Source organism: Streptomyces klenkii, assembly GCF_003626645.1.
Classification (GTDB): Bacteria; Actinomycetota; Actinomycetes; order Streptomycetales; family Streptomycetaceae; genus Streptomyces; species Streptomyces klenkii.
Genome location: NZ_RBAM01000005.1, coordinates 354,325 through 378,861 on the forward strand (window position 1 = coordinate 354,325; position 24,537 = coordinate 378,861).

General features: G+C 72.4%; 18 protein-coding genes. 8 read left to right on the plus strand and 10 right to left on the minus strand.

Annotation, left to right across the window (positions count from 1 at the left end):
• Positions 1-112 precede the first annotated feature (112 nt).
• On the minus strand, positions 113-2,830 hold the full coding sequence (gene acnA / locus D7231_RS14685) for an aconitate hydratase AcnA (RefSeq protein WP_120755858.1): 2,718 nt from the start codon (positions 2,828-2,830) through the stop codon (positions 113-115).
• A gap of 532 nt (positions 2,831-3,362) precedes the next feature.
• On the opposite strand from acnA, the gene D7231_RS14690 reads away from it, so the two are divergent.
• Positions 3,363-3,923, plus strand: a complete 561-nt coding sequence (locus tag D7231_RS14690; RefSeq protein ID WP_120755859.1) for a Uma2 family endonuclease — start codon at positions 3,363-3,365, stop codon at positions 3,921-3,923.
• A 5-nt stretch (positions 3,924-3,928) separates the two neighbouring features.
• Here the strand turns inward: D7231_RS14690 and D7231_RS14695 are convergent, their stop codons facing one another.
• Both D7231_RS14695 and D7231_RS14700 read right to left on the minus strand, forming a co-directional pair.
• A complete protein-coding gene (locus D7231_RS14695; protein ID WP_120755860.1) occupies positions 3,929-4,291 on the minus strand; it encodes a GntR family transcriptional regulator in 363 nt (120 codons plus the stop codon).
• Between the two features lies 1 nt (position 4,292).
• On the minus strand, positions 4,293-5,309 hold the full coding sequence (locus D7231_RS14700; protein ID WP_147449730.1) for a hypothetical protein: 1,017 nt from the start codon (positions 5,307-5,309) through the stop codon (positions 4,293-4,295).
• 103 nt (positions 5,310-5,412) lie between these two features.
• Between D7231_RS14700 and D7231_RS14705 the strand changes: the two genes are divergently transcribed.
• From D7231_RS14705 to D7231_RS14725, 5 genes are all read left to right on the plus strand, one after another.
• Positions 5,413-6,942, plus strand: coding sequence for a helix-turn-helix domain-containing protein (locus D7231_RS14705; RefSeq protein ID WP_120755862.1), 1,530 nt, complete (start codon positions 5,413-5,415; stop codon positions 6,940-6,942).
• 98 nt (positions 6,943-7,040) lie between these two features.
• Entirely contained in the window at positions 7,041-8,264 is a 1,224-nt protein-coding gene (locus tag D7231_RS14710; RefSeq protein WP_194960269.1) for an arginine deiminase, read from the plus strand.
• 184 nt (positions 8,265-8,448) lie between these two features.
• A complete protein-coding gene (gene argF, locus D7231_RS14715; protein WP_120755863.1) occupies positions 8,449-9,450 on the plus strand; it encodes an ornithine carbamoyltransferase in 1,002 nt (333 codons plus the stop codon).
• A gap of 222 nt (positions 9,451-9,672) precedes the next feature.
• On the plus strand, positions 9,673-10,473 hold the full coding sequence (locus D7231_RS14720; protein WP_120755864.1) for an enoyl-CoA hydratase family protein: 801 nt from the start codon (positions 9,673-9,675) through the stop codon (positions 10,471-10,473).
• A gap of 35 nt (positions 10,474-10,508) precedes the next feature.
• Complete coding sequence (locus tag D7231_RS14725) at positions 10,509-12,758, plus strand: bifunctional salicylyl-CoA 5-hydroxylase/oxidoreductase (RefSeq protein ID WP_199739372.1); 2,250 nt, start codon at positions 10,509-10,511, stop codon at positions 12,756-12,758.
• A gap of 13 nt (positions 12,759-12,771) precedes the next feature.
• On the opposite strand, the gene D7231_RS14730 is transcribed toward D7231_RS14725, so the two are convergent.
• Both D7231_RS14730 and D7231_RS14735 read right to left on the minus strand, forming a co-directional pair.
• Positions 12,772-13,620 carry a PaaX family transcriptional regulator gene (locus D7231_RS14730; protein ID WP_120755866.1) on the minus strand — a complete coding sequence of 283 codons (849 nt, stop codon included), beginning with the start codon at positions 13,618-13,620 and terminating at the stop codon, positions 12,772-12,774.
• Between the two features lie 20 nt (positions 13,621-13,640).
• On the minus strand, positions 13,641-15,320 hold the full coding sequence (locus tag D7231_RS14735; RefSeq protein ID WP_120755867.1) for an AMP-binding protein: 1,680 nt from the start codon (positions 15,318-15,320) through the stop codon (positions 13,641-13,643).
• Between the two features lie 180 nt (positions 15,321-15,500).
• On the opposite strand from D7231_RS14735, the gene D7231_RS14740 reads away from it, so the two are divergent.
• Together D7231_RS14740 and D7231_RS14745 are read left to right on the plus strand one after the other, a co-directional pair.
• Positions 15,501-16,706 (plus strand): acyl-CoA dehydrogenase family protein, encoded by a 1,206-nt coding sequence (locus D7231_RS14740; protein WP_120755868.1) that lies wholly within the window; start codon positions 15,501-15,503, stop codon positions 16,704-16,706.
• On the plus strand, positions 16,703-17,125 hold the full coding sequence (locus D7231_RS14745; protein WP_241999712.1) for a RidA family protein: 423 nt from the start codon (positions 16,703-16,705) through the stop codon (positions 17,123-17,125). Before D7231_RS14740 ends, D7231_RS14745 begins: the two co-directional genes overlap by 4 nt.
• A 94-nt stretch (positions 17,126-17,219) precedes the next feature.
• Here D7231_RS14745 and D7231_RS14750 read toward each other — a convergent pair whose 3' ends face one another.
• From D7231_RS14750 to D7231_RS14770, 5 genes are all read right to left on the minus strand, one after another.
• Positions 17,220-17,675: a hypothetical protein gene (locus D7231_RS14750; RefSeq protein ID WP_228774372.1), complete on the minus strand. Its 456-nt coding sequence runs from the start codon at positions 17,673-17,675 to the stop codon at positions 17,220-17,222.
• Positions 17,676-17,996: 321 nt separating this feature from the next.
• A complete protein-coding gene (locus tag D7231_RS14755) occupies positions 17,997-20,696 on the minus strand; it encodes a polynucleotide kinase-phosphatase (protein ID WP_120755869.1) in 2,700 nt (899 codons plus the stop codon).
• Positions 20,693-22,159: a 3' terminal RNA ribose 2'-O-methyltransferase Hen1 gene (locus D7231_RS14760; RefSeq protein WP_120755870.1), complete on the minus strand. Its 1,467-nt coding sequence runs from the start codon at positions 22,157-22,159 to the stop codon at positions 20,693-20,695. The genes D7231_RS14755 and D7231_RS14760 overlap by 4 nt, the downstream gene beginning before the upstream one ends.
• Positions 22,160-22,236: 77 nt before the next feature.
• The gene (locus D7231_RS14765) at positions 22,237-22,989 is read right to left on the minus strand and encodes an NUDIX hydrolase (RefSeq protein ID WP_120755871.1); all 753 of its coding nucleotides are present in this window, start codon (positions 22,987-22,989) and stop codon (positions 22,237-22,239) included.
• Between the two features lie 16 nt (positions 22,990-23,005).
• Positions 23,006-24,463, minus strand: a complete 1,458-nt coding sequence (locus tag D7231_RS14770; protein WP_241999713.1) for a hypothetical protein — start codon at positions 24,461-24,463, stop codon at positions 23,006-23,008.
• Positions 24,464-24,537 lie beyond the last annotated feature (74 nt).

Here is a 24,537-nt window from a genome sequence, read left to right on the forward strand (position 1 = left end):
CCTGTAGACGCGCGAAGGCCGCACCCGTAAACGTCCGTAAACGCGCGAAGGCCGCACCCCGTACGAGACGGGGTGCGGCCTTCAACCGCTACAACTGCGTTGCCGGAACCGCTTACTTGCGGATCAGGTTGCGCAGCACGTACTGCATGATGCCGCCGTTGCGGTAGTAGTCGGCCTCACCGGGGGTGTCGATGCGGACGACCGCGTCGAACTCGACACCGGTGTCGGTGGTGACCTTGACCGTGCGCGGCGTGCGGCCCTCGTTGAGCTCGGTGACGCCCGCGAAGGAGAAGGTCTCCTCGCCGGTCAGGCCGAGGGACTCGGCCGAGGCGCCCTCGGGGAACTGGAGCGGCAGGACGCCCATGCCGATGAGGTTCGAGCGGTGGATGCGCTCGTAGGACTCGGCGATGACGGCCTTGACGCCGAGCAGCGCGGTGCCCTTGGCGGCCCAGTCGCGGGACGAGCCGGAGCCGTACTCCTTGCCGGCCAGGACGACCAGCGGGATGCCCTGCTCGATGTAGTTGCGCGAGGCGTCGTAGATGAACGACACCGGCGCGTCGGCCTGAGTGAAGTCGCGGGTGAAGCCGCCCTCCGTGCCCGGCGCGATCTGGTTGCGCAGGCGGATGTTGGCGAACGTGCCGCGGATCATGACCTCGTGGTTGCCGCGGCGCGAGCCGTAGCTGTTGAAGTCACGGCGCTCGACACCGTGCTCGGTGAGGTACTTGCCGGCCGGGGTGTCGGCCTTGATGGCACCGGCCGGGGAGATGTGGTCAGTGGTGACCGAGTCGCCGAGCTTGGCGAGGACGCGGGCGCCCTCGATGTCGGTGACCGGGGTGGTCTCCATCGTCATGCCCTCGAAGTACGGGGGCTTACGGACGTAGGTGGACTCGCCGTCCCACTCGAAGGTGTTGCCGGTGGGGATCGGCAGGGCCTGCCACTGGGCGTCGCCCGCGAAGACGTCCTGGTAGGACTTGTTGAACATGTCCTCGCCGATGGCGTTGGCCACGACGTCGTTGACCTCGGCCTCGGTCGGCCAGATGTCCTTGAGGAAGACCGGGTTGCCGTCCTGGTCGGCGCCCAGGGCGTCGCGCGTGATGTCCACCTTCATGGAGCCCGCGAGGGCGTACGCGACGACCAGCGGCGGGGAGGCCAGGTAGTTCATCTTGACGTCGGGGTTGATGCGACCCTCGAAGTTGCGGTTGCCCGACAGGACGGACGTGACCGCGAGGTCGTGGTCGTTGACCGCCTTGGAGACCTCCTCCGGCAGCGGGCCGGAGTTGCCGATGCAGGTGGTGCAGCCGTAGCCGACGAGGTTGAAGCCGACCTTGTCGAGGTACGGGGTCAGGCCCGCCTTGTCGAAGTAGTCGGTGACGACCTTCGAGCCCGGGGCGAGGGTGGTCTTGACCCACGGCTTGCGGGTCAGGCCCTTCTCGACCGCCTTCTTCGCGACGAGGGCCGCGGCCACCATCACGTACGGGTTCGAGGTGTTGGTGCAGGAGGTGATCGCGGCGACGGTGACGGCGCCGTGGTCGATCTCGTACGTGGTGCCGTCGGGGGCGGTCACGGTGACCGGCTTCGACGGAGCGCCGTTCGGCGTGTTGGCCGGGGCGTCGGAGGCCGGGAAGGACTCCTTGCCCGCCTCGTCGGTGGTGTCCACGTAGTTGCGGACGTCCTGCGCGAACTGCGCGGCGGCGTTCGCCAGGACGATGCGGTCCTGCGGGCGCTTCGGGCCGGCGATGGAGGGGACGACCGTCGACAGGTCGAGCTCCAGCTTCTCGGAGAAGTCCGGCTCGGCGGCCGGGTCCAGCCAGAGGCCCTGCTCCTTGGCGTACGCCTCGACGAGCGCGACCTGCTGCTCGCTGCGGCCGGTGAGCTTGAGGTAGTTCAGGGTCTCGCCGTCGATCGGGAAGATCGCGGCGGTGGAGCCGAACTCGGGCGACATGTTGCCGATGGTGGCGCGGTTGGCGAGGCTCGTGGCCGCGACGCCCTCGCCGTAGAACTCGACGAACTTGCCGACGACGCCGTGCTTGCGCAGCATCTCGGTGATCGTGAGGACGAGGTCGGTGGCGGTGGTGCCGGCCGGGAGCTCGCCGGTCAGCTTGAAGCCGACGACGCGCGGGATGAGCATGGAGACCGGCTGGCCGAGCATCGCGGCCTCGGCCTCGATGCCGCCGACGCCCCAGCCCAGCACGCCGAGGCCGTTGACCATGGTGGTGTGCGAGTCGGTGCCGACGAGCGTGTCGGGGTAGGCCTGGCCGTTACGGACCATGACCGTACGGGCCAGGTGCTCGATGTTCACCTGGTGGACGATGCCGGTGCCCGGGGGGACGACCTTGAAGTCGTCGAAGGCGGTCTGGCCCCAGCGCAGGAACTGGTAGCGCTCCTTGTTGCGGCCGTACTCCAGCTCGACGTTCTGGCCGAAGGCGTCCTTCGTGCCGAACTTGTCGGCGATGACGGAGTGGTCGATGACCAGCTCGGCCGGGGACAGCGGGTTGACCTTCGCCGGGTCGCCGCCGAGCTCCTTGACGGCCTCACGCATGGTGGCGAGGTCGACGACGCAGGGGACGCCGGTGAAGTCCTGCATGATCACGCGGGCCGGCGTGAACTGGATCTCCTGGCTGGGCTGGGCCTGCGAGTCCCAGCTGCCCAGCGCGCGGATGTGATCGGCGGTGATGTTCGCGCCGTCCTCCGTGCGGAGCAGGTTCTCCAGCAGCACCTTCAGGCTGTAGGGCAGGCGCGCCGAGCCCTCGACCTTGTCCAGCCGGAAGATTTCGTACGACTCGTCGCCCACCTGCAGCGTGCTGCGGGCGTCGAAGCTGTTCGCCGACACGACAGTCTCCTTCATGCATGAATTCGCGTACTGCGGCCATCCTGCCGCCCCGCGGTCCCGCCGATCCGATAAGGTGTGCCTTAGTTAGGCAAGCCTTACTGGCGCGACAGCGGTACGCCTCTCGGTAGATATCTCGATGTCGAGATAACTCTAGTACATCGCGGGGGAACGGTCATGTCCTGACGGGCTGACCTGCACGGCCCCGGGCCGGGCCCCGGGCCCGCGCCGCGCTTCCGGCGGCGGGCGGGGCACCGTGCGCACGGGACGCGGACACCTGACGCGGGGCGCACCGGGTCGCCCGGGGCCCGGATGGAGCGCTCGGGACCCGTACGGCCATTCCGGTGGCGCGGAACCCCGACTGCCGGAGACGCTCCGCGCGTTCGATCATGGCGGGGGGTGGCTTTCGAGACACATCCGGACCTAGTTCACCAGTACGAGTGAGCGTTGGGCCGAACGGGCGGGGCGGCGGCACTGATTGCCGTAGACCTTGGACAGTCGTCATGCTGCAGTCACGATGTCCGCGGGAGGACCGATGAGCGCACAGCCCCACTCTTACGCAGCCGACGACCCCGAAACCGCGCTGAAGTATGCGATCCAGCACCTCGAAGGGGATCGAGTGCAGATCGTGGAGGGGGTCATCACGTTGATGTCACCGAGCTGGGATCACGAATCCCTCGGCGATTCCATCCGCAGGCAGATCGACCCTGTGGTGCGCAGGCTGGGCTGCATCTCAGGGGCCGGAGACCTGGACCTACCTGGCACGCCGAACTGGTATGTCCCTGATGTCGCTGTGGTCCCGAAAGAGCTGACAAAGGGCGCTGGAGCCCTGCTCCCCGATCAGACTCTGCTCATCGTCGAAGTGACGTCCGACTCCAACGGAGACACCGATCGAATCGTCAAGCGTCGTCGTTACGCGGAATTCGGTGCCCCCCTCTACCTCTTGGTGGACCGCCAGGACCACACATGCACCCTCTTCAGTCAGCCAGGAGAAATCGGCTACCAGCAGGTGGACGGCCCCCACTCCTTCGGTAAGCCGCTACGCCTCCCGGACCCCTTCAACTTCGACCTGGATACCTCGGAGTTCCGCTCCTAACGTCGCTACCGCCCCGCCAGCCCGCCCCGTACGAGATTCACCAGCTCCTCGTCCGAGACGCCCAGGGCGCGGGCGTCGGCCACCAGGGCTCGGACGCCGTCCGTCAGGCGGGCGCGGCCGGGGGCGGCCGGGTCGGGGGTGACCACGGCGCCGCGGCCGCGGCGGAGTTCGATGAGGCCCTCCTCGCGGAGGCGCTGGTAGCCGCGGAGGACCGTGTGGACGTTGACGCCGAGGGAGTCGGCGAGGGCGCGGGCGGCGGGGAGGCGCTCGCCCGGGAGGACGGCGGCGTCGGCTATGGCGCCGCGCACGGCGGCGGCGATCTGATCGCCGAGCGGGACCGGGGAGCCGTGGTCGAGGCGGACGAGCATCTCAGCCTCCAGCCGTGGTGTCGGTCGCGGACCCGGCCGTCGTACGGTCGCGTTCGGCCAGGGCGTCGAGGAGCGCGGCGGCCGTGGCGGCGTCGTCGACGGTGACGACGAACTCGCTGCCGGTCGTCAGGCGGACCACCACCGCGGGGCCGGAGCGCAGGGCGAAGCCGCTGCGGCCGGGGACGGCGCGGTAGCCCCAGCCGCCGAGGTCGCGCAGCGGTTCGACGTCGCGGTGGCCGGCCTCCGCGATCCGGTCGAGGGGGATGCGGACGCGGGGGCGGGGCAGGCCGAGCACGTTCACGGTGAGGCCGTGCCGGTCGACGGTGACGCGGACGGCGAAGCAGGCGCACAGCACCACTCCCCCGAGCGCCAGCCCCAGGCCCGCGGCCCAGCCGGCGAGCGGGATCAGGACGGCGCCGGCCGCCAGGAGCGACCCGCCGCCGACGAGCATGGGGCGCGACCCGGCCCTGCGGGTCCAGAGCACGCTCTCGCCCTCGCGGAGCACGAAGCGGGGTGCGGGTTCCACGGCGGCGTCCGGCTTCGCCCGCGGCTCAGCGGGGCGGCGCCCGCCGGCCGGTACGCCGAGGCCCGCGGCCACGGCGGCGGCCGCCACGGCGACGCCGAGCGCCCCCGGGCCGAGCCGCACCGCGTCGGCCGTCTCCGCCCCGGCGTTGCTCACGACGACGGACACGGCCACCGCGCCGAGGAGCCCCGCGAGGCCGCAGCCGAGGCCGACGAGCCTCCGGTGGGCGCGCGTCGCGTACAGGAAGCCCGTCACGAGGCCCGTACAGAGCAGCGCCATGACGAGGAGCATGCCGAGCATCTCGTACGGGAAGGCGCCGAGGGTCGTGAAGCCGTCGGCGCCGCCGGAACCGGAGAAGTGGGTGGCGACGGGGTCGGGCAGGGCGTCACGGCGGGCGAGAAAGGCCGCCAGGAAGGCGGCGCAGGCCAGCAGATGGGCGGCGGCCACGACGAGGGGCGCGCGCAGGCCGCGCGCGGGCGGCGGGGACACAGGCATGGCACCTCCGTGGCACCTCCGAGTTGTACGCATCGTAATAGAACAACCAATGGCCAGAACCGCCATGCGGATGAAATCTCATATCTGAGATAACGTCTACGGCATGACCGACGCATACCTCGCCCGTATCGGCAAGCTGATCCGTGACGCCCGGCAGCACCGAGGCTGGACTCAGTCGCAGCTCGCGGAAGCCCTCGGCACCAGCCAGAGCGCCGTGAACCGCATTGAGCGAGGAAATCAGAACATCAGCCTTGATATGATCGCCCGCATCGGTGAGGCGCTGGACAGCGAAATCGTCTCCCTCGGTTACGCCGGCCCCATGCACCTCAGGGTGGTCGGCGGCCGCCGGCTCTCCGGCTCGATCGACGTCAAGACCAGCAAGAACGCGTGTGTCGCCCTGCTGTGCGCGACGCTCCTCAACGCGGGCCGCACCACCCTGCGCAGGGTCGCCCGGATCGAGGAGGTCTACCGGATCCTGGAGGTGCTGGGCAGCATCGGCGTCCGCACCCGCTGGATCAACGACGGCAACGACCTGGAGATCGTGCCGCCCGCGGAGCTCGACCTGGCCGCGATGGACACCGAGGCCGCCCGCCGCACGCGCAGCGTCATCATGTTCCTCGGCCCGCTCCTGCACCGCATGGAGCACTTCAAGATCCCGTACGCGGGCGGCTGCGACCTCGGCACCCGCACCGTCCAGCCGCACATGACGGCCCTGCGCCACTTCGGCCTGGAGGTCACGGCGACGGACGGCACGTACCACGCTCAGGTCGACCGTTCGGTCGCACCCACCCGGGCGATTGTGCTGACCGAGCGCGGCGACACCGTGACCGAGAACGCCCTCCTGGCGGCCGCCCGGCACGACGGCGTCACCGTCATCCGGAACGCCAGTTCGAACTACATGGTCCAGGACCTCTGCTTCTTCCTGGAGGAGCTCGGCGTCCGCGTCGAGGGCATCGGCACCACCACCCTCACCGTGCACGGCGTCGCCACCATCGACCGCGACGTGGACTACGCGCCCTCCGAGGACCCGGTCGAGGCCATGAGCCTGCTGGCCGCCGCCGTCGTCACCGAGTCCGAACTGACCATCCGGCGGGTACCGGTGGAGTTCCTGGAGATCGAGCTCGCCGTCCTGGAGGAGATGGGCCTCGACCACGAGCGCAGCCCCGAGTACCCGGCGAACAACGGCCGCACGCGCCTGCTCGACCTGACCGTGCGCCCCTCCAAGCTGCGGGCGCCGATCGACAAGATCCACCCGATGCCGTTCCCCGGCCTCAACATCGACAACGTGCCGTTCTTCGCGGCCATCGCCGCGACCGCCCAGGGCCAGACCCTCATCCACGACTGGGTCTACGACAACCGCGCCATCTACCTCACCGACCTCAACCGCCTCGGCGCCGACGTCAAGCTCCTCGACCCGCACCGCGTCCTCGTCGAGGGCCCCACGCGCTGGCGCTCGGCGGAGATGATGTGCCCGCCGGCCCTGCGCCCCGCCGTGGTCGTCCTCCTGGCCATGATGGCCGCCGAGGGCACGTCGGTGCTCCGCAACGTGTATGTCATCAACCGCGGTTACGAGGACCTCGCCGAACGCCTCAACTCCATCGGCGCCCAGATCGAGATCTTCCGGGACATCTGAGACCCCCGCCGCCGGGGCCCCGGCCCCGGCGGCGGCCGGTTGGACGTTTCGTCGTGGTGAACCGGACCATCGCGGGTGATCGGGGCCAGGATGGTGGCATGGGATTCCATGTCGATTCCGAGGCCGGGCGGCTGCGCCGCGTCATACTGCACCGCCCCGGCCTGGAACTGAAGCGGCTCACGCCCTCCAACAAGGACGCTCTGCTCTTCGACGACGTGCTGTGGGTGCGCAGGGCGCGCGCCGAGCACGACGGGTTCGCGGACGTGCTGCGCGAGCGCGGGGTCGAGGTGCACTTCTTCCAGGACCTGCTGGAGGAGAGCCTGACGGTGCCGGAGGCGCGGGAGCTCGTGCTGGACCGGGTCTTCGACGAGAAGGAGTACGGGCCGCTGGCCACGGGCCACCTGCGGGCCGCGTTCGCACGGATGCCGGCGGCGCAGCTGGGCGAGTGGCTGGTCGGCGGGATGACCAAGCGGGAGTTCCTGGAGGGGCACAGCGAGCCGGTCTCGGTGCGCTTCCACGCCATGGAGCTGGACGACTTCCTGATCAACCCGCTGCCCAACCACCTGTTCACCCGGGACACCTCCGCCTGGATCTACGACGGCGTGTGCGTCAACGCGATGCGCTGGCCCGCGCGTTGGCACGAGACCGTGCACTACGAGGCCCTGTACCGCTACCACCCGCTGTTCTCGGACGGCGGCTTCCACGTCTGGTCGGAGGGGCAGGCGGCCTATCCGTCGACGATCGAGGGCGGCGACGTGCTCGTGATCGGCGAGGGTGCCGTGCTGATCGGCATGAGCGAGCGGACCACTCCGCAGGCCGTGGAGATGCTCGCCCACCGGCTCTTCGCCGCCGGCTCGGCCCGGACCATCGTGGCGCTGGACATGCCCAAGCGGCGCGCGTTCATGCACCTGGACACGGTGATGACCATGGTGGACGGGGACACCTTCACGCAGTACGCCGGGCTCGGGATGCTCCGTTCGTACACGATCGAGCCGGGCGTGGGCGAGCGCGAGCTCAAGGTCACCGACCACCCGCCGGAGCACATGCACCGCGCGATCGCCGCCGCGCTGGGCCTGGACTCGGTGCGGGTGCTGACCGCGACGCAGGACGTGCACGCGGCGGAGCGGGAGCAGTGGGACGACGGCTGCAACGTGCTGGCCATCGAGCCGGGCGTGGTGGTCGCCTACGAGCGGAACGCGACGACCAACACGCACCTGCGGAAGAACGGCATCGAGGTGATCACCATCCCGGGCAGCGAGCTGGGGCGGGGGCGGGGCGGTCCGCGGTGCATGAGCTGCCCGATCGAGCGGGACGCGGTCTGAGGGCGTGGACCCGGGATCCGGGAGCGCGAGCCTGCGACCTGAGAGCGTGAGTCCGAGACCTGAGATCTGAGAGCGTGGACCTGAGATGCGTCGCACACCTGATTGCATAGCAATACGGATGTTCGTATAGTTCCACTTTTCCGTAGTCGTGAGCATCCCGCGAGCAAGCTAGGAGTCCCACCCCATGGCGACAGACCTCAAGGGCCGTCACTTCCTCAAGGAGACGGACTTCACCGCCGAGGAGTTCCACAGCCTCGTCGAGCTCGCCGCCGAGCTCAAGGCCGCCCGGCAGACCGGCACCGAGGAGCAGCGGCTCCTCGGCCGCCACATCGCCCTCGTCTTCGAGAAGACCTCGACCCGGACCCGCTGCGCCTTCGAGGTGGCGGCGGGCGACCAGGGGGCCCGTACGACCTTCCTCGACCCGGCGGGCTCGCAGATCGGGCACAAGGAGTCGGTGCGGGACACCGCCCGGGTGCTCGGCCGGATGTTCGACGCCATCGAGTACCGGGGGCACGGGCAGGAGGTGGTCGAGGAGCTCGCCGCGCACGCGGGGGTGCCCGTCTACAACGGCCTGTCGGACGAATGGCACCCCACGCAGATGCTCGCCGACGTCCTCACCATGTCCGAGCACACGGCCAAGTCCCTGGACCACGTCACCTTCGCCTACCTCGGCGACGCCCGTTACAACATGGGCAACTCCTACCTCATCACGGGCGCTCTCCTCGGCATGGACGTGCGCATCGTGGCACCGGAGGAGCTGTGGCCCGCCCCCGAGGTCATCGCGCAGGCGCGGCTCCTCGCCGAGGTGAGCGGGGCGACGATCAAGCTCACGGAGGACATCGCCGAGGGCGTGAAGAGCGCCGACTTCATCGCCACCGACGTGTGGGTGTCGATGGGCGAGCCCAAGGAGGTGTGGGACGCCCGGATCGCGCTGCTCGGGCCGTACGCCGTGACCATGGACGTGCTGCGCGCCACCGGCAACCCGGCGGTGAAGTTCCTGCACTGCCTGCCGGCCTTCCACGACCTGGAGACGAGCGTCGCCCGCGAGATCCACGAGCGGCACGGGCTGACCTCCCTGGAGGTCACCGACGAGGTCTTCGAGTCGCCGCACTCGATCGTCTTCGACCAGGCGGAGAACCGGATGCACACGATCAAGGCGGTGATGGTCGCCACGCTGGCCGGCTAGGGGAAACCGTCGCTTACGTATCGCGCCCCCATGACGACCGTCACTCTTTGGTGTTAACTTCGATACGTAGGCGGCCACTTGACCCAACCGGCTTATAGACTTGTGGCCTGCTTTCGAGCAGCGGTCAGGGCTTGACCGCGCCTCAGCTGACCAGGCTGAGGGGGAAGCCCCCTCACGATTGAGGAGGGCGGAGTCACGAGTCCGTTCACCGGTTCAGCCGGTATGACCCAGGACTGGCGGCACCTACGCCTGAATATCGATTCAGGCGTAGCCACCGTCACCCTCGCCCGCCCGGACAAGCTCAACGCCCTCACCTTCGGCGCCTACGCCGACCTGCGCGACCTGCTGCCCGAGCTGGCCCGCGACGGCTCCGTGCGCGCGCTCGTGCTCGGCGGCGAGGGCCGCGGCTTCTGCTCCGGCGGCGACGTCGACGAGATCATCGGCGCGACGCTGGCCATGGACACCGGACAGCTCCTCGACTTCAACCGGATGACCGGCCAGACCGTACGGGCCCTGCGCGAGTGCCCGTTCCCCGTGGTCGCCGCCGTCCACGGGGTCGCCGCGGGCGCCGGCGCCGTGCTCGCGCTCGCCGCCGACTTCCGCGTCGCCGACCCGACGGCCCGCTTCGCGTTCCTCTTCACCCGGGTCGGCCTCTCCGGCGGGGACATGGGCGCCGCCTACCTCCTCCCCCGCGTCGTCGGCCTCGGCCACGCGACGCGGCTGCTGATGCTCGGCGAGCCCGTACGCGCCGCAGAGGCGGAACGCATCGGCCTGATCAGCGTGATGTCGGAGGAGGGGCAGGCGGCCGACGCGGCGCAGTCCCTCGCCCGCCGCCTCGCCGAGGGGCCCGCCCTCGCGCACGCCCAGACGAAGGCCCTGCTCACCGCCGAGCTCGACATGCCGCTCGCCGCCGCCGTCGAGCTCGACGCCGCCACCCAGGCGCTGCTGATGAACAGCGCCGACTACGCCGAGTTCCACGCCGCCTTCAGCGAGAAGCGGCCGCCGAAGTGGCGGGGACGGTGACGCCCGCCGGGGCTGCGGCACCCACCGGGGCGGGGATCACCGCCGCACGTGTCGCCGTCATCGGCGGCGGTCCCGGCGGCCTCTACGCCGCGGCCCTGCTGAAACGTCTCGCCCCGGAGCGCGAGGTCACCCTCTGGGAGCGCAACGCCCCCGACGACACCTTCGGCTTCGGCGTCGTCCTCTCCGACGAGACCCTCGGCGGCATCGAGAGCGCCGACGCGGACGTCCACGCCGCCCTGTGCCGCGAGTTCGTCCGCTGGGACGACATCGACGTCGTCCACCGCGGCACCACCCTGCGCTCCGGCGGCCACGGCTTCGCCGCCCTCGGCCGCCGCCGGCTCCTGGAGATCCTCCACGAGCGCTGCCACGGCCTCGGCGTCCGCCTCCGCTTCCGCACGGAGGCGCCGCCCGCCGCCGAGCTGGCCCGCACCCACGACCTCGTCATCGCCGCCGACGGCGTCCACAGCCGCACCCGCGAGGCCCACGCGGACCACTTCCGGCCCGTCCTCACCACGCACCGCTGCCGCTACATCTGGCTCTCCGCCGACTTCGCCTTCGACGCCTTCCGCTTCGAGATCGCCGAGACCGAGCACGGTCTGATGCAGCTGCACGGCTACCCGTACCGGCACGACGCCAGCACCGTCATCGTCGAGATGCGCGAGGAGGTCTGGCGCCGCGCGGGCCTCGACCGCTGCGACGAAGAGGGCACGCTCGCAGCCTGCGGCAAGTACTTCGCCGACGCCCTCGGCGGGCGCCCCCTGCGCTCCAACCTCTCCGCCTGGACGGCCTTCCGCACGGTCGTCAACGAACGCTGGCACCACGGCCGTACGGTCCTGCTCGGCGACGCCGCCCACACCGCGCACTTCTCCATCGGATCCGGCACCAAGCTCGCCGTCGAGGACGCCCTCGCGCTCGCGCAGGCCCTGGAGCGGCACCCGGACGTTCCCGGCGCGCTCGCCGCCTACGAAGCCGAGCGGCGCCCGGCCGTCGCCTCCACGCAGCGCGCCGCCCGCGCGAGCCTGGAGTGGTTCGAGGACCTCGCCGTGCACGCGGACCAGCCGCCCCGCCGGTTCGCCTTCAACCTGCTCACCCGCAGCCGCCGCGTCACCCACGGCAACCTGCGGCTGCGCGACCCGGGCTTCGTCGCCTCCGTCGAGGACGAGGCCGGCGTGCCGCCCGGCACGCCGCCCATGTTCACCCCCTTCCGGCTGCGCGGCCTGACCCTGCGCAACCGCGTCGTGGTCTCCCCCATGGACATGTACTCCGCCGTCGACGGCACCCCCGGCGACTTCCACCTCGTCCACCTCGGCGCGCGCGCCCTGGGCGGGGCGGGCCTCGTCATGGCCGAAATGGTGTGCGTCAGCGAGCGGGGCCGGATCACGCCCGGCTGCTCCGGCATGTACGCGCCCGAGCACGAGCGGGCCTGGAGCCGCATCACCGGCTTCGTCCACGACCAGGCGCCCGGCACGGCGATCGGCCTCCAGCTGGGACACGCGGGGCGCAAGGGCTCCACGCGGCGGATGTGGGAGGGCATCGATCAGCCGCTCCCGGACGGCAACTGGCCGGTCGTCGCCCCGTCGGCACTCCCGTACCGGCCCGGCGTCAACCAGACCCCGCACGCCTTGTCGGTGGCCGAAATGACCTCCATACGGGATGAGTTCGTACGGTCGGCGGAGGCCGCCGCCCGCGCCGGGTTCGACCTCCTGGAACTCCACTGCGCGCACGGCTACCTGCTGTCCGGCTTCCTCTCCCCGCTGACGAACCACCGCGACGACGCGTACGGGGGCGGGCTGGAGGGCCGTCTGCGCTACCCGCTGGAGGTGTTCGACGCGGTACGGGCCGCGTGGCCCGCCGACCGGCCCATGACCGTGCGCGTCTCCGCCACGGACTGGGCCGACGGCGGCACGACGGCCGAGGACGCCGTGGCCGTCGCCCGCGCCTTCGCCGGCCACGGCGCGGACGCGCTCGACGTCTCGACCGGCCAGGTCGTCGCCGACGAGCGGCCCGCGTTCGGCCGCTCGTACCAGACGCCGTTCGCGGACCGCATCCGCCACGAGGTGGGCATCCCCGTGATCGCCGTCGGCGCGATCTCGTCCTGGGACGACGTCAACTCGCTCATCCTGGCCGGCCGCGCCGACCTCTGCGCGCTCGGGCGCCCGCACCTGTACGACCCCCACTGGACGCTGCACGCGGCAGCGGAACAGGAGTACACGGGCCCGGGGGCGGTGTGGGCCGCGCCGTACCGGGCGGGCAGCCGCCGCCCACCGACGGGGCGAGGGGCGTGATCCGCTCCTCCCCCTACGCCAGCTCCCCCGCCACGAAGCGCGCCCCCGCCTCCCGGAGGCGGGTGTGCAACGCGGCGAAGACGCGTGCCGAGCGTGCCCCCGGCCAGTCGTCCGGCAGCAGGCCTCCCGGGAGGCCCGGGTCCGCGTACGGGAGGTGGCGCCAGGAGTCCAGGGCGAGGAGGTAGTCCCGGTACGCCTCGCGCGGCGGCACCACCCGCCGCCGCGCCCACCGCCGCAGCACCGGCTCGTGCGCGGTCAGGAACGCGCGGTGCTGCGCGGCCAGGGCGTCGAGGTCCCACCAGCGGCCCACCGCCTCCGCGGTCGGTTCGAAGCCGAGGTGGGAGCCCTTGAACAGGTCGACGTACGGGGCGAGCCCGAGCCGCTGGAGCGTGTGCCGCGTCTCGTCGTGCACGTGCGCCGGGGCGATCCACACCCCCGGCGCCGCCGTGCCGAAGCCGAGCCGCGCGAGCCGGGAGCGCAGGAGGTGCCGCTTGTGCCGCTCCTCCTCGGGCACGGAGAAGACCGCCAGCAGCCAGCCGCCGGCCGTCCGCGCGGGGACGCGGCCGTAGATGCGCCGGTCGCCGTCGTCGAGCAGCTGCCGGGCGGCGTCCGAGAGCCCGTACCCCGCGGCGCCGCCGGCCGTGCGGCCCGCGACGAGCAGCCCGCGCCGTTTCAGGCGCGAGACGGCCGACCGCACCGAGGGCGAGTCCACGCCGACGGCACCCAGCAACCGGATCAGGGCCGCGATCGGCACGGGGCGGCCGGGCGCGTGGCGGGCGCCGCCGCGGCCGTACGCGCCGTAGAACGTGACGATGAGGGACCGAGGAGTGTGGAGAGGAGGGAGTGGTTGCTGGTCAGTCACGGGGAAACTGTAAAGCTCCGTCAAGAGCCGTCACGCAGCCGGAATCGCTGCAACTTGCCGGTGGGCGTACGGGGCAGGGCGGGCAGGAACTCGATCTCGCGAGGGCACTTGTAGGGAACGATCTCCTTTTTGGTGAACTCCCGCAGCTCCGCCACCGTTTCCGCCGTCGCCGGCACGCCGTCCCGCAGCACGACGAAGGCGACGACGATCTCGCCGCGCCGCTCGTCGGGGCGCCCGACGACGGCCGCCTCCAGGACGTCGGGGTGGCGCAGCAGGGCCTCCTCGACCTCGGGCCCCGCGATGTTGTACCCGGCAGAGATGATCATGTCGTCGGCGCGGGCGACGTAACGGTAGTGGCCCGTGGTCTCACGGACGTACGTGTCGCCGGTGAGGTTCCAGCCGTCGCGCACGTAGTCGCGCTGCCGGTCGTCGGCGAGGTAGCGGCAGCCGGTGGGGCCGCGCACGGCGAGCAGCCCGGGTTCGCCGTCCGGGAGGGGGCGGCCGTCGGGGCCGAGGATCCGCGCCTCGTAGCCGGGGACGGGCAGGCCGGTGGTGCCGGGGCGGATCGCGTCGTCGGCGGCGGAGATGAAGATGTGCAGCATTTCGGTGGCGCCGATGCCGTTGATGACGCGCAGCCCGGTGGCCCGGCGCCAGGCGTCCCAGAGGGCCGCGGGGAGGTGTTCGCCGGCGGAGACGCAGCGGCGGAGCGAGGAGATGTCGTACGGGGCGAGCGGGGTGGGAAGGGTGTGCGGGTCCTGTGCGGCGGGTCGTTCCTCCAGCCGCTCCAGCATCGAGCGGTAGGCGGTGGGGGCGGTGAAGAGCACGGAGACGCGGTGGCGCCGGATGTCGGCGAGGAGCTGTTCCGGGCCGCGCCAGTCGGTGAGGAGGGTGGCGGCGCCCGCGCGGAGCGGGAAGACGACGAGGCCGCCGAGGCCGAAGGTGAAGCCCAGGGGCGGGCTGCCGGCGAACACGTCGCCGGGGCCGGGCCGCAGGACGTGGGCGGAGAAGGTGTCGGCTATGGCGAGCACGTCGCGGTGGAAGTGCATGCAGCCCTTGGGGCGTCCGGTGGTGCCGGAGGTGAAGGCGATGAGGGCGACGTCGTCCGCGGCGGTGTCGGCGGCCGCATACGATGAGGGTTTGTCCGCGGCCAGGCGCAGCAGGTCGCCGGGGGTGTCGCCGCCGAAGGGGGTGACGCGGAGGCCCTGGCCCTGTGCCGGCCGGATGTCGTGGAGGCCGTCGAGCGAGCGGGCGTCGCACAAGGCGTGCCGGATGCGGGCGAGTTCGCAGATCGTGGCGAGTTCGTGCGGGCGCTGGGCGGCCAGCACGGTGACGGCCACGGCCCCGGCCTTCATCACGGCGAGCCAGCAGGCCGCGAGCCAGGGACTGGTGGGGCCGCGCAGCAGGACGCGGTTGCCGGGGACGACGCCGAGGTCGTCGGTGAGGGTGCGGGCGATCCGGGCGACGTGCGCGGCGAGTTGCCCGTACGTCCAGAGGCCGCCGTGACCGTCGTGCACGGCGGGGCGGTCCGGGCCCAGCCGGGCGATGGTGGCGTCGAGCAGCTCCGCACCGCAGTTGAGCCGGTCCGGGTAGGCCGGGAGGACGCCGTCCCGCGGGCCGAGGAGGAGATCGGGCCACTGGCCGGCGGGCGGGAGGTGGTCGCGCGGGAAGGTGTCGGCATGGACCGAGGGCTGAAGCTCCATCGCTGTGCGCCCCCTCGCGCCGGTGACATGGAGGTGAACGGGGGTCTTGCCAGCTGTACGGATCCGCTGTCAGCGTAGCGACTTGGTGACGGCAGTCAACAGAGCGCGATAGGGCGCGATAGGTACGCAAGAGCAGAGAAGCAGGGACAGACCAGCCTCAGCGAGCAGAAAGGGCCGCCCATGGCCACCCCGTTCGCCCTCGACCCGCAACAGCGAGCCTGGAGCGAGGACTTGCGCACCCTCGCTGCGGAGAAGTTGCGCCCGCTCGCGGCGGCGGGCGAGCCGGGCCGCGTCAACCGGCCCCTCGTCGCCGCCCTCGGCGAACTCGGCCTGCTGGCCCGGCTCTTCCCGGCCGAGGGAGCCGCGGCTGGGGCGGCGGCGGGATCGGCTACGGGGCCGGCGGCAGGGCCGGCTGCGGGAGCTGCCGGCACCGTGCACGCCATGGACCTGTGCCTGCTGCGGGAGTCCCTCGCGCGCGAGTGCACGGAGGCCGAGACCGCGCTCGCCCTCCAGGGCCTCGGCGCGTACCCCGTCGCGCAGTCCGGCAGCGCACGGCAGCGCGCCCGCTGGATGCCGGAGGTGATCGCGGGGCGGGCCGTGGCCGCGTTCGCGCTGAGCGAGCCGGCGGCCGGGTCCGACGCGGCGGCGCTGGAGCTGCGCGCCGAGCCGGACCCGTCCGGCGCCGGGGACGGCTGGCGCCTGACGGGCGAGAAGGCGTGGATCTCCAACGCCCCCGAAGCCGACGTGTACACGGTCTTCGCCCGTACGGGACAGGCGCCGGGGTCGCGCGGCGTCACGGCCTTCCTCGTGCCGGGCGACAGCGCGGGACTGTCCGGCCGCGGCCTGGACATGCTCAGCCCGCACCCCATCGGCACGCTGACGTTCGACGGCGTGCCGGTCGGCGCGGGCGACGTGCTCGGCGTGCCGGGCGGCGGCTTCCGCGTCGCCATGCGCACGCTCGACCTCTTCCGGCCCAGCGTGGGCGCGTTCGCCGTGGGCATGGCGCGGGCCGCGCTCGCCGCCGCCGTCGCCCACGCCGGGGAGCGGCGGGCCTTCGGCGGCCCCTTGAAGGACCTGCAAGCCGTCTCCCACCAGCTCGCCGAGATGGCCACCCGGACGGAGGCGGCGGCGCTGCTGGTGTACGCGGCGGCCGCGGCGTACGACGCGGGCGAGCCGGGCATCGCGGCCCGCTCGGCCATGGCCAAGCTCTTCGCGACCGAAACCGCGCAGTACGTGGTGGACGCGGCCGTCCAGCTCCACGGCGCCCGCGCGCTGCGCCGGGGGCACCTGCTGGAACACCTGTACAGGGAAGTGCGCGCGCCACGGATCTACGAGGGCGCGAGCGAGGTCCAGCGCACGATCATCGCGAAGGAGCTGTACCGGTGAGCGGGGACGACGGGCGGGACGGGGAAGTGCGCCGGGTCAACCCGCCCGGGCTCTCGCCGCCGGCGGGCTTCTCGCACGCCGTCACCGTCACCGGCGGACGGCTGGTGTTCCTGGCCGGCCAGACCGCGCTCGACACCGCGGGCCGCGTCGTGCCCGGCGGCCTGCCCGAGCAGTTCGAGCGGGCGCTGAGCAATCTGCTCAGCGCGCTCCGCGCCGCGGGCGGCGGGCCGGAGCACCTCGCGCGCGTCACTGTCTACGCCACCGATGTCGCCGGCTACCGGGCGCACGCCCGGGAACTGGGTGCCGTCTGGCGGCGGCTGGCCGGGCGGGACTACCCGGCCATGGCCGTCGTCGGGGTGGTGCGGCTGTGGGACGAGGAAGCGCTGGTGGAGCTGGACGGGATAGCGATGCTGCCGTGACGTGACGCCGTGCGGCGGGCGGGCTTGCTTACTCGCTTGCTTGCTTGCTTTCCAGCCGTTGCGCTCCGCCGGGCTCCGTAGGACTCCGCCGCGCTCAAAACCCCGTGCACGTCGCCGTCGCGTCCGGGCCGGACGCGGTCGCGGTCCTCGGCCGGCCGTCGTTCACCGTCACCGAGCAGGCGACCGTACCGCCGCCCTTCCCGGTCGTGACCGCCAGCAGGCCGCCCTTCACGAAGTCCTTCGTCACCAGCTCCTTGCGCCAGGGCAGGTCCCGGGGCCCCTCCTTCTGCGTGACGAGGGCCCCGCCCTGCCAGGTGGTGTACGCGACGGCCACGCCCTTCGCGCTGCCGGTCACCTCGTACCGCACCCGGACCGTCTTGTCGGTCTCCTTGTCGAGCCCGATGACGAGCGCCGCGCACCCGCCGGCCAGCAGGAGCACGACGGCGAGCAGCACCCACGGCCACTTGCGGCGCCCCTTGCGGACATGGGCAGGGGGCGGCACCCACTGGCCGTGCGAGGGGCCGCCGCCGCCCGGATGCGGGGTACTCATGCGGCCAGCATGCCGCCGCCCCTGCGGGGCGGCGACCGGAGGCGGCCCGTACGGGCGGTGTCCGCGTTGCGGCCCGCAGGGGCACGGGTTGCGGCGGTGGCACATTCCGCCGGACCCTCGCCGCGGTGGTGCGGCAACGCTGCGGCGGGCACTTCTTCCGTGCGCGCCGCGGCCCCGGGCCCGGCCGGAGGCCGGACGGTGTCCCCCGGCGCATTGCACCCGCCGCAGCGGCGAGCAACCCCTGCGGTGCGAGTCCGGCGGAATAGGCGGAATAGGCGGCCACCCGTACCCGTACGTGCGAGGCGACCCGGCCCGCGGCGCCTACAGCCGCGGGTCCACCGGCTCGGACTCCAGGGCGAGCACCCCGAAGACCGCCTCGTGCACCCGCCACAGCGGCTCGCCCTCCGCCAGCCGGTCCAGCGCCTCCAGGCCGAGCGCGTACTCGCGCAGGGCGAGCGAGCGCTTGTGGCCGAGGTGGCGTGCGCGCAGGCGGGTCAGGTTGTCCGGGCGGGTGTACTCGGGGCCGTAGATGATCCGCAGGTACTCCCGGCCGCGGCACTTGACGCCCGGCTGGACCAGCCGTCCGCCCTCGGTCCGTACGAGCGCCTGCAACGGCTTGACGACCATGCCCTCGCCGCCGGCACCCGTCAGATCCAGCCACCACTGCACGCCGGCGGCGACCGACGCCTCGTCCTCGGTGTCGACGACCAGACGGCGGGTCGGGGCGAGCAGGCGGTTCATGTACACCGGGGTGTACGCGCAGAGGCCGTTGTTCGCCTCGGAGCCGTGCGTCTCCGCCTCGATCATCCGGTCGATCAGGGCGAGCTGCTCGCCGTGCGGGAGCGCGGCCAGGCTGCGGCCCTGCACCGCCAGGATCTGGAACGGCGCCATCCGGATGCCGTCGAGGCCGTCCGTGCCCCGGTCGCCGACCCGGCGCGGGGCGTGCGTTTCCGCCTGCTCCCCCGGCCAGCCCTGCGCGCTGTCGCCGGTGGTCCAGCAGTAGCGGCGGTACGCCTCGGTGAAGGCGGCCGCGTCCGCGGCCCGCTCACGCTGCCGGTCCAGCAGCCCGGACACGTCCACGCCGCGGCCGGCCGCCGCCTCCAGCGCGGCGAGCGCCGGCGGGAAGACCGCGCCGGACGCGGCCCCCACCGCCGCGTACTGGTGACGCAGCAGCCCCTGCGCCTTGAGCGACCAGGGCATGAGCTCGGCGTCCAGCAGCAGCCAGTCGGTCTCCAGCTCCTCCCACAGCCCGGCCGAACCGGCCGTCCTGCTCAGCCGCCGGAGGACGCGCTCGGTCATCGCGGGGTCGTCGAAGAACGGCCGGCCGGTGCGGGTGTACAGCGCGCCGCTCACCCCGCCGGTCGCGCCGAAGCGCTCCCGCGCCACGTCCGCGTCACGGCACACGAGGGCCACGGCCCGCGAGCCCATGTGCTTCTCCTCGCACACCACCTGCCGCACCCCGTCGGCGCGGTAGGCGGCGAACGCCTCCGCCGGGTGCTCCAGGTAGCCCTCCTCCTGGGAGGTCGCGCACGGCGCCATGGTCGGCGGGAGGTAGGGCAGCAGCCGCGGGTCGACGGCGAAGCGGCTCATGACCTCCAGCGCGGCCGCGGCGTTCTCCTCCTTCACGGCGACGCGGCCCATGTGCCGGGTCTCGACGACGCGGCGGCCCGTGACGTCGGTCAGGTCGAGCGGGCGGCCGTCCGCGCCGCCGGGCGCGTCGCTCGCCAGCGGCCGGGCCGGCTCGTACCAGACCTGCTCGGCCGGTACGTCCACCAGCTCGCGCTCGGGCCAGCGCAGCGCGGTCATCTTCCCGCCGAAGACGGCGCCGGTGTCGAGGCAGATGGTGTTGTTCAGCCACGTGGCGGACGGGTTCGGGGTGTGGCCGTAGACGACGGCGGCGCGGCCGCGGTAGTCCTCGGCCCACGGGTAGCGCACGGGCAGGCCGAACTCGTCGGTCTCGCCCGTCGTGTCCCCGTACAGCGCGTGCGAGCGCACGCGCCCCGAGGTGCGGCCGTGGTACTTCTCCGGCAGGCCCGCGTGGCAGACCACCAGCTTGCCGCCGTCGAGGACGTAGTGGCTGACGAGGCCGTCGATGAACTCCCGCACCCGCTCGCGGAAGGCGGGGTCCTCGGCGTCCACGCGCTCCAGCTGCTCGATGGTCTCGGCCAGGCCGTGGCTGTGCTGGACCTTCTTGCCCTTCAGCCAGCGGCCGAGCTTGTTCTCGTGGTTGCCCGGCACGCACAGGGCGTTGCCCGCGGCGACCATGCCCATGACGCGGCGCAGCACGCCCGGGCTGTCGGGGCCGCGGTCGACGAGGTCGCCGACGAAGACGGCCGTACGGCCGGCGGGGTGGGCGCCGTCCTCGTACCCCAGCTTCGCGAGGAGCGTTTCGAGTTCGGAGCTGCACCCGTGGATGTCACCGATGATGTCGAAGGGGCCGGTGAGGTGCCGCAGGTCGTTGAAGCGGCGCTCCAGGACGACCTCGGCGGCCTCCACCTCCTCCGCGCTGCGCAGCACGTGCACCTTGCGGAAGCCCTCGCGCTCCAGGCCGCGCAGCGAGCGGCGCAGCTCGCGGCGGTGGCGCTGGATGACGTGGCGGGGCAGGCCGGCCCGGTCGGAGCGGCCTGCGTTGCGCGCGGCGCACACCTCCTCGGGCAGGTCGAGGACGATGGCGATGGGCAGCACGTCGTGCTCGCGGGCGACCCGCACCAGCTGCCTGCGGGCCTCGGCCTGGACGTTGGTCGCGTCGACGACGGTGAGGCGGCCGGCGGCGAGGCGCTTGCCCGCGATGTAGTGCAGGACGTCGAAGGCGTCGCCGCTGGCGCTCTGGTCGTTCTCGTCGTCGGCGACGAGGCCGCGGCAGAAGTCCGAGGAGATCACTTCGGTGGGCTTGAAGTGCTTGCGGGCGAAGGTGGACTTGCCGGAGCCGGTCGCGCCGATCAGGACCACGAGGGAGAGGTCGGTGACGGCGAGGGTGCGCTTCGCCGTGCCGGCAGCCGCGGTGGTTTCCGTACTGGTCATGCGGCCTTCTCCTGCTCCGACTCTTTTTCCTTGCGAGTAAAGACCCCCATCTGGGTGGGCGGCCCGACCTCCGGGTCGTCCGGCCCCACGGGCACGTACGCGACCTCGTAGCCGTAGCGATCCGCGACCTCCGCCGCCCAGGTGCGGAACTCCTCGCGCGTCCACTCGAACCGGTGGTCGGAGTGCCGCACGTGCCCGGCGGGCAGGGTCTCCCAGCGCACGTTGTATTCGACGTTCGGAGTGGTGACGACGACCGTCGCGGGGCGGGCCGCGCCGAACACCGCGTGCTCCAGCGCGGGCAGCCGCGGCAGGTCGAGGTGCTCGATCACCTCGCTGAGCACGGCCGCGTCGTACCCGGCCAGCCTGCGGTCGGTGTACGCGAGCGAGCCCTGGAACAGCCTGACCCGCGCCGCCTGCCGCTCGGTCATCCGGTCCAGCCGCAGCCGGCGCGCGGCCACCGCGAGGGCGCGCGGCGAGACGTCCGTGCCGGCCACCTCGGTGAACCGCGGGTCCTTCAGCAGCTCGCCCACGAGCTGGCCCTGGCCGCAGCCGAGGTCGAGGACGCGCGCGGCACCGGCGGCGCGCAGGGCGTCGAGGATCGCCGCGCGGCGCTGGACGGCCAGCGGAACGGGCCGCTCCTCGGTGTCCGTCTCCTCGTCGACGGCGTTGTCGAGCGCCTCGGCCTCGGTGTCGTCGGACTCGGCGAGGCGTGCGAGGGCCAGCCGCTCCAGGGCGTCGCGGGTCAGCGACCAGCGGCGGCCCAGGTAGCGGCCGGCGATCAGGCGCTGTTCGGGGTGGCTCTCCAGCCAGCCCTCGCCTGCCCGCAGCAGCTTCTCGACCTCGTCGGGCGCCACCCAGTAGTGCTTGGCGTCGTCGAGGACCGGCAGGAGGACGTAGAGGTGGCGCAGGGCGTCCGCGAGCCGCTGCTCGCCCTCCAGCACCAGGCGTACGTAGCGCGAGTCGCCCCACTGCGGGAACGTCTCGTCCAGCGCTATCGGCTCGGCGACGACCGTCCAGCCCAGCGGCGCGAACAGCCGCTCCACCAGCGCCGCGCCGCCGCGGGCGGGCAGCACCGGCACCTCGATGCGCAGCGGGCGCGCGGCCCCCGGCAGCTCCGGCCGGGCGGCGCACTGGCCCTTCAGCGCGGTGGAGAAGACGTTGCCGATGGCGACCGCGAGCAGCGAGGACGCCGCGTACGGGCGGTCGTTGACGTACTGGGCGAGGGCGGAGTCGGGCGCTCCGCCGCGGTTCTTGTCCTTCGCCCGCCGCACCAGCGCGACCGGATCGATCTCCAGCAGCAGCGCGGCGGTGCAGCGCTCCGCGCCGGCCTCGGGGTAGAGGACGTGCGCGGTGCCGTGGGAGGTGGAAAAACGCTGCGCCTTGTCAGGGTGCTTGTGCAGCAGGAATCCGAGATCGGTCGCGGGGGATCCGGCCGTGCCGGTGGTGGATATCGTCAGGAACACGCGGTCGAGTATCGCCCGGGACGGGCGATTTCCCCTAACTCTTTTCGTGGGTGCCTTGTTTTCGTGGGCGCCTTGTTTTACCGAAAGAGGCCGTTCAGCAGCGCGCGGGTGAGGACCGCAATGGTGAATCCACAGGTGATCTCCCCCGCCGCCACCATCCCCGAGACCTCGGACCAGGGGCGGGTGACGATCCGCCGGATGCCTTCGGAGGTCTCGGGCGGGCCGAAGCCGGCGATACGGGCGGCGAACAGCTCGACGTGATCACCGAGCAGGCCGCTGTCGGGGTGCACCCGGCCCAGGGAAATCAATTCGGTGGCCTCCGCGCCGATTTCCTCCGCGAGTTCCCGGACGGCGCTTTCCGCGCCGGTGGCGCCCGGCGCTCCCATGCCGCGGGGCACTTCCCAGTGCCAGGAGCGGGTGGCGTGGCGGTAGTGCTCGACGAGGACCACGTCGCCCGTGGTGGTGAGCGGGAGGACGACGGCGCCGGGGCTCGCGGCGGTGGAGAGCATGCGGAGGTAGAGCCCGAGGGCGCCGCCGGGGAAACGGACGGCGTCCCGCACGAGGGTGACGAAGCGGTCGGCGTAGACGACGCCGACGGGTGTGGACGCACCGGCCGCCCTATCGTCCGCCGTGCTGTCCGCCGAACCGGCGGCTGCACCGGAGGCCGCACCGCCTGCCATGCCTTCCGCCGCGCGCCGGGCCTCCTCGACGTCGGCGGGGTCGAGGAGGATGTCGATCCCGCCCGGGCTGTTGCCGAACAGCTCGGGGCGGGCGTCGCGCAGCCGCTCGTACGGGGTGGCCTCGGTCTCTTCTCGGGTCTCTTCTCGCACAGGCTCGGTGCTCCGGTCAGTAGTCCGGGATGTCGTCCTGCACGGTGGCGGAGCCGGTGACGGCCGGGGAGCCGCCCTCCTCCCGGTAGCCGGGCAGTCTGCTCACCATGCCGTGGAACCTTTCCCATTCCCGGGTGCTGTCGAACCGGACCGCGGCCATCTCCCGGGCGAACTTCTGCTCGCGCCGCCCCTCCAGCCGGTTGCGGAGCACCAGCTGTACGGAGCCGCCGTACTTGGCCGAGATCCCGCCGAGGCTGCCGGCCACGCTCCAGGACTCGTCGCCGGTGACCGCCGTGAAGACGGCGCCGCCGACGGTGACGACGACCTCGATGACGGGCAGCCACTTGTTGGCCCCCACCCGCCGGCCGCCACGGGCCTCGGCGAGGCGGACGATCTCGGAGTTGAGCCGGACATAGCGGTCGAAGACCGGCCCCACCCGCTCCTGGAAGGCCTCGGGGGCGGCGGTCAGCTCGTCGAAGGCGCGGATGTACGCGTTCCATTCGCCGCTCTGGCGCAGGCTCCAGATGTCCTCCAGGGCGAGCGCGTCGACGGCGGAGGGGGTCAGGGCGAGCCGGTCCTGGACCGTCGAGAACGCCTGGCGCTTGAGGAACAGCAGCAACTGCTCGGGGTCGGTGACCGTACCGCCCGTGGACGTACGGACGTCCCGCCATTCCTGGAGGGCGACCCGGCGCAGGCTGCCGGCCGGGGTGAGCGGATACATGCCGAGGGCGTCGGCGAGGTTCACGCTGTAGATGAGGTCGAGGAGCTGTTTGATCTCCGCGGCGAACGGCTTGGCCCGGTCGTACCGGCCCTCGGAGACCGGAGAGCCCGGCACCGTCACGAACTCCTCGTAGAGCAGGTTGCGCGTGACGAAGTCCCCGTGGATGCTGCGCTCGTTGCTCCACCGGACCACCTCGCCGATCCGCTCCGCGAACGCCCGGTGCTGCCGTTCCGCGACCCCGACCTGGCGCGCGAGGAGGGGAATGTCCTTCGCCGTGAGCGCCTGCACCCGCGCGGCGAACGCGTTGAACAGCGCGGTCCGGGTCGCGTCCCGGTTCTCCTGGTCCTCCCAGGAGAACCGGACGCACTTCACGCGCTCGCCGGCCGGCATCCCTTCGAGGGTCTCCTGCCAGGCGGCGAACGCCCTCGCGTCGTAGTCCAGGCCGGGGCGCGGGGGCTCGGCGGGGTCGCGCTCGTTGAGCAGGTAGGGCACCAGGGCTCCCTGCGCCAGCAGCTTCTGGTGCGCGCGGCGGGCCGCGCCGCCCTCCAGGAGATCGCAGCTTACGGCCGCGTTGTTGTAGAAGAACACCCGGTTCGCCACCACCTGCCGGGTGTTGATCAGGCTGCGGAAGTACTCGGCCCGCACCTCCTTGTCCCGCTCGCTCCCGACGTCCTGGAGCGACTTCCCGCGCGCGACCATGTCCCTGGTCAGCTCCGCGGTCACCCACTGGTTGTCCAGGGACTGCGCGATCACCGCTCCCGGCGCGAGATCCGCCGGCCTCACCCTCACTGCTGCCTCGGTGGATTGCTGGGCCATCCCTCCACACC